The organism is Pseudoalteromonas sp. AWM4_233, assembly GCF_056158285.1.
The window spans coordinates 1-4,826 of the sequence record NZ_JBSWSZ010000076.1 but is presented as its reverse complement, the minus strand read 5'-3'; the positions used below and the strand labels follow the sequence as shown (position 1 = coordinate 4,826).

The window sequence follows — 4,826 nt, the reverse complement described above, 5'->3', positions numbered from 1 at the left end:
AAGGTTAACGACGGTTAGATTCACCTCTTACACAGCACCTGATAAAAGTCTAACACCACAATGGCCAGTGCTATGTTTATATAGCGGTTTCTTTTTGTTTGGCTGGGTGTTATTCAATCACCAAAATACACTTGCAGATTTTACGAAGCTGAGCACTTTTAAAATAGGTGCTTGGTTATGCAACTGTATCGCCGCAGTCATACTCTCTGGTTATCAAATGCAATATATGCACGAGTACTATCTTCAAATTAAAGTCGCCTTTGTAATCAGTTATGCTGTCATGATGTGGACCTCTTGCATGCTGTTTATTGGTTTATTCAAGAAGTTTGCAAACAAACCAAATGCATTCACACAAAAACTTGCTGACACCTCTTATGGGCTTTACTTAGTGCATTTGCCTCTGGTTGTTTGGCTACAAGTGGCTGTCGCTGAATTAACCATGCCATTGATACTCAAGTTATTAATTATTTGTACTTCGGCAGTCGCTATATCACTATTGATCATTGAAAGTATTAAGTTTCTCAAAAATATATTTATAAATAATTCTAAAAGTGAACCAAAAAAAGGCATGCGCTATCAATAAAAAATTGATTTTAAGCTTTCATTTTAAATAAGAAACCAATAATATTGAATGATAATTATTTGCAATTGATATGTAGTGATATGCTCAGAGAACTGCTCTCAAGGAAGTGCCCTTGTTGTAATAAATCATTGGGTATGTCGCAAAGGCTTCCATTATTAAACCGAGAACCTTTAACCTTTTTCCAGTTACTTCGTTCAGTTACGTATTGCTAAGGTTAACATACAGCGACTACGCATTCTCATCAGCACCTAACTGGCAGCGCCAGTATCAACAGCTGCGCCTGACAGCGAACTGCAGCCTGGTACGGAAAACTAAGCATGTGTGGCCGACTCAATGTCACCGATGCGCCTGGCGTCAGAGCTTTGTGCGACGCCATGGATATCGAATTGGGGTACGAGCCACAAATATTCAAGCGCTACATTGGTGCAGCTAACAAAGTGTCTGTGGTGCGTCAGAAAAACGGTCGACGCATCATGGAAAATGCCCTCTGGTGGCTATTGCCTGGAACCCACAGAAACCGGTTTTAAACCCTCCAGATACACCAGTATCAATACCCGCTACGACAGCCTGAACAATCCCAGAAAGGCCGGATATCGTCCTTTTCGACAAAGCCGCATTCTGATCCCGGTAACGGGCTTTGGAGAGTCAGAATATAACAAAGGCAAGCTGTTGCACTGCCATGATATGCAGGCCAAAGATGGCGCACTGCTTATGGCTGGCCTGTGTAAAGAGTGGACCCATTCCGGAACAGGTGAAAGTATTACGTCCTGTTCGGTAATTACCCTGCCACCTCACCCCAAACTACAAAACATTCATTCCAAGTCGACTCCTATGATGTTTCCGCAAAACAGCGCACTGATAGACGCCTGGCTGGATGAAGGCAATCAACAAGTAGAGCAATTTGAACCCTTATTGCAACCCTGCATTTATCAGGATTTAGTAGTGCAGCAAATTGCCAAACCCAGTCAGTACCAGCAGGTAATGGGAAAGACGTTTGTGATAAATGCAGATATATAGCCTCAATTCATTATCAACAATATATAAAAACTGATTCCTAAAAACTGTTAATTATCAAATTTTCACTAGCACTTTAAACTAATGCCAATCAGTAAAAAATTTGCTAGAAACAGGGGCCGGTTATGGTTTATTGCCAAGGGTCAGAGGAAAATCGCGAATCAGCGCCAAACAACAATTCCAAATTTGCACGCCACAACAGGGGCTTCAATCAAACCTTTTGTTTTGGGCGAATGTCGCTTGGATTGGTTGTACCAATCGAATCTTATCCAAGCACCGCAATACCCTGCCTCACACAGCATGTTGCAAAAGTACAACTTGCCGAGACACTTGGATTTAAGGCGGTCTGGTTAAGAGATATCCCCTTTAATGTGCCTTCATTTGGTGATGTCGGACAACAGTTCGATCCGTTTGTCTACCTCGGCGCATTATCAATGCAAACTCAATGTATTAGCCTGGGTGTTGCGAGTCTAATACTTCCCTTAAGACACCCAGCTCACGTGGCAAAATCAGCCTGCAGCGTCGACCAGCTTAGCGCAGGGCGCCTGATTTTAGGCGTTGCCTCAGGAGATCGTGCCGATGAGTACCCGGCCATGGCAAAAATTCATCAAGATCGAGGGCAGGATTTTCGAGAAGCCTTTCAATATATTGAAACCTTACAGGACCCGTACCCGAAGTTAGTGAACAAATTTGGTATGTTGGACGGCAATCTCGACCTATTGCCAAAACCTTTTGAGCAGTCAATACCGATGTTGGTGACCGGACACAGTCAACAATCAAAACAATGGCTGGCCCGACACAGTCACGGCATGATCACCTATCCCAGAGAGCCACAATTACAACGCAGTGTTATTAGTGACTGGAATAACAATGTCGAGCACGCGGAAATGTTGCCAAAACCAGTAATGCAACCATTATACCTGGACCTATTGAAAGACCCAGACGCCCCAATAAGACCCATTCCGCTAGGCGTTCAATGCGGCATCCATGCCTTATTAGATTATTTGCTTTTACTGCAAAGTATTGGAGTAAACCATATCGCGTTAAACCTGAGGTTCAATCAAAGAGATATTGACACCACGCTGACAGAGCTTGCCGATCAGGTATTGCCATTTTTTGCTTAAATTTAATGACCGAGGACACAACAATGTCAAAAACCATCCTACTAACTGGCGCCACTGACGGACTTGGACTGCAAACAGCCAAGAAACTCCTTGCCGCAGGGCACACTGTTTTGCTCCACGGCAGGAATTCGCACAAATTGCAATCATTGCAAAATAACATGATCGAGAAAAATCCTGATTATAAGCTGGAAATCTGGTGCGCCGATTTATCAATATTATCTGAAGTTTATAAACTGAGTGAAAGTATCAAGAAAAAACACAGCAAGCTGGATGTCCTGATAAATAATGCCGGGGTATTTAAAGTGGCAAATCCAATATCCATAGATAATTTGGATGTTCGCTTTGTAGTCAACTCTATAGCTCCTTATATTCTTACTACACAACTTTGCTCACTATTCTCCGTCAAAGGACGGATAGTGAATGTAGCTTCTGCTGCTGAGCACCCGTTACCCCCGAAACACTCAATAATCTAAGCAACGCTTCAGATGCCAACATTTACGCCCAAAGCAAACTCGCATTAATCATGTGGACTCGCGCTATGGCTGAAAGCAACACAGGACAAGGACCGCTATTGGTTTCGGTTAACCCTAAATCGCTATTGGGCAGCAAAATGGTGAAAGAAGCTTATGGCATAGACGGAAGTAGTTTAGATGTTGGTGCAGATATTTTGCTGCGGGCGGCACTTAGCCCGGAATTCGAGAATGCCAACGGGAAGTATTTTGACAATGATATTGAAGAATTTGCATCACCTCACCCATTTGCGCAAAACGCTCACAATTGCAATGCCCTGTATGCTCATTTGCAAAAGTTATACAACAGATAGCCGAATCAGTTTTAACTGAATAACTATTGCTCCCAATAGGGCAGGTCACCAAAGTGTGCATTAAAATAATCGATAAAAGCACGCACCTTAGGTGCCAATAAGCGCGAACTGGGATATACCGCCCAAATAGAGGTATTGGAGGCCAGGGAGTAATCGGACAATACCTGAACCAGTTCGCCTGATTCTAGCTGCTGATAACAACACCACAATGAACAGACAGTGATCCCCAGCCCATTCACCGCCGCATCTCGGACAGCTTCGCCGTTATCTGTACCCAGGCGACTTTTTATGCGAATGGTTTGCACGCCTTTATCTGTTTTAAAATACCAGCTTTCCAGGCCTGTTAAAGTGACCGCAGCAAAATCTGCCAGCTGCTCTGGGGTTTCAGGTTCACCATATTGCGCAACATAGTCTGGAGAGGCCACCAGAATACGGGTGTCTTGAGCCAGTTTTCGGGCAATCAAAGAGGAATCGTTCAGCTCGGCATCACGGATAGCAACATCAAACCCACCTTCTACCATATCCACTATGCTGTCACTCAATCGCAGATCTATTTCCAGTTGAGGATGTTGATCCATAAAGGCTTTAAGTGCAGGGATCAAATGCATCCGTCCAAAAGATGCCGGTGCAGTCACTCTTAGACGCCCTTGTGGAGACACTTTTCCAGCCCCCACTGCGGCTCTGGCGGTCTCTATACCGGTTAATACATCCTGAGCATAAGGTAAAAAGCTACGGCCTTCTTCTGTGAGAGACACCTGACGCGTTGTGCGATGTAATAACCTGACCCCCAGTCCTTCTTCCAGCTTATTCATATGGGCACTGGATACCGCTGCTGATAATCCCAACTCCTTGCCGGCCTGGCTGATATTGTGCAGCGCAGCAATGCGCACAAATAATTTCAGGTGCTCTATATTCATTATCAATATTTTCCTTAAACAGATTTAGGTTATTAGACAATTATCAACAATAAAATAAAAAAGTAAATTATCAGGACTTTCACAAACAACAGCAGAGGTTATCCTGATGAAAGCGATGCTTATAAACTCTTTTGGTGGTTCAGACGTATTCGAATCAGCCGAAGTCCCTAAACCCACGGTTAAACATGGTCATGTGCTGATACGCATTGCCGCCAGTAGTGTGAATACCGTTGATACCATGATCCGCCAGATGGGTGCCGATCTCCCTATTGCCCCAGCATTACCGGCTATTTTAGGTATGGACTTTGCCGGCGTAAGTATTCGAAGAAGTTGGCGATGGTGTCAGCAATTTTAAACCGGGCGAT

The 4,826-nt window shown here is 44.0% G+C and carries 6 protein-coding genes and 1 pseudogene; 6 read left to right on the top strand and 1 reads right to left on the bottom strand.

From position 1 onward, the window contains the following. From ACXAC4_RS20400 to ACXAC4_RS20380, 5 genes are all read left to right on the top strand, one after another. Window positions 1-583, top strand: a 583-nt coding sequence (locus ACXAC4_RS20400; RefSeq protein WP_475165021.1) for an acyltransferase family protein, incomplete at its 5' end; no start/stop codon positions are given. 480 nt (window positions 584-1,063) lie between these two features. After that, window positions 1,064-1,600 (top strand): SOS response-associated peptidase family protein, encoded by a 537-nt coding sequence (locus ACXAC4_RS20395; RefSeq protein ID WP_475165020.1) that lies wholly within the window; start codon window positions 1,064-1,066, stop codon window positions 1,598-1,600. 122 nt (window positions 1,601-1,722) lie between these two features. Beyond that, a complete protein-coding gene (locus tag ACXAC4_RS20390; RefSeq protein ID WP_475165018.1) occupies window positions 1,723-2,721 on the top strand; it encodes an LLM class oxidoreductase in 999 nt (332 codons plus the stop codon). A gap of 23 nt (window positions 2,722-2,744) precedes the next feature. Beyond that, entirely contained in the window at window positions 2,745-3,194 is a 450-nt protein-coding gene (locus ACXAC4_RS20385) for an SDR family NAD(P)-dependent oxidoreductase (protein ID WP_475165017.1), read from the top strand. Between the two features lie 65 nt (window positions 3,195-3,259). Beyond that, window positions 3,260-3,544: a hypothetical protein gene (locus ACXAC4_RS20380; protein ID WP_475165016.1), complete on the top strand. Its 285-nt coding sequence runs from the start codon at window positions 3,260-3,262 to the stop codon at window positions 3,542-3,544. 23 nt (window positions 3,545-3,567) lie between these two features. Here the strand turns inward: ACXAC4_RS20380 and ACXAC4_RS20375 are convergent, their stop codons facing one another. Next, the gene (locus tag ACXAC4_RS20375) at window positions 3,568-4,461 is read right to left on the bottom strand and encodes a LysR family transcriptional regulator (protein WP_475165015.1); all 894 of its coding nucleotides are present in this window, start codon (window positions 4,459-4,461) and stop codon (window positions 3,568-3,570) included. Between the two features lie 106 nt (window positions 4,462-4,567). Between ACXAC4_RS20375 and ACXAC4_RS20370 the strand changes: the two are divergent. Further along, window positions 4,568-4,826: pseudogene (locus tag ACXAC4_RS20370) on the top strand (alcohol dehydrogenase catalytic domain-containing protein); the annotation flags it as partial.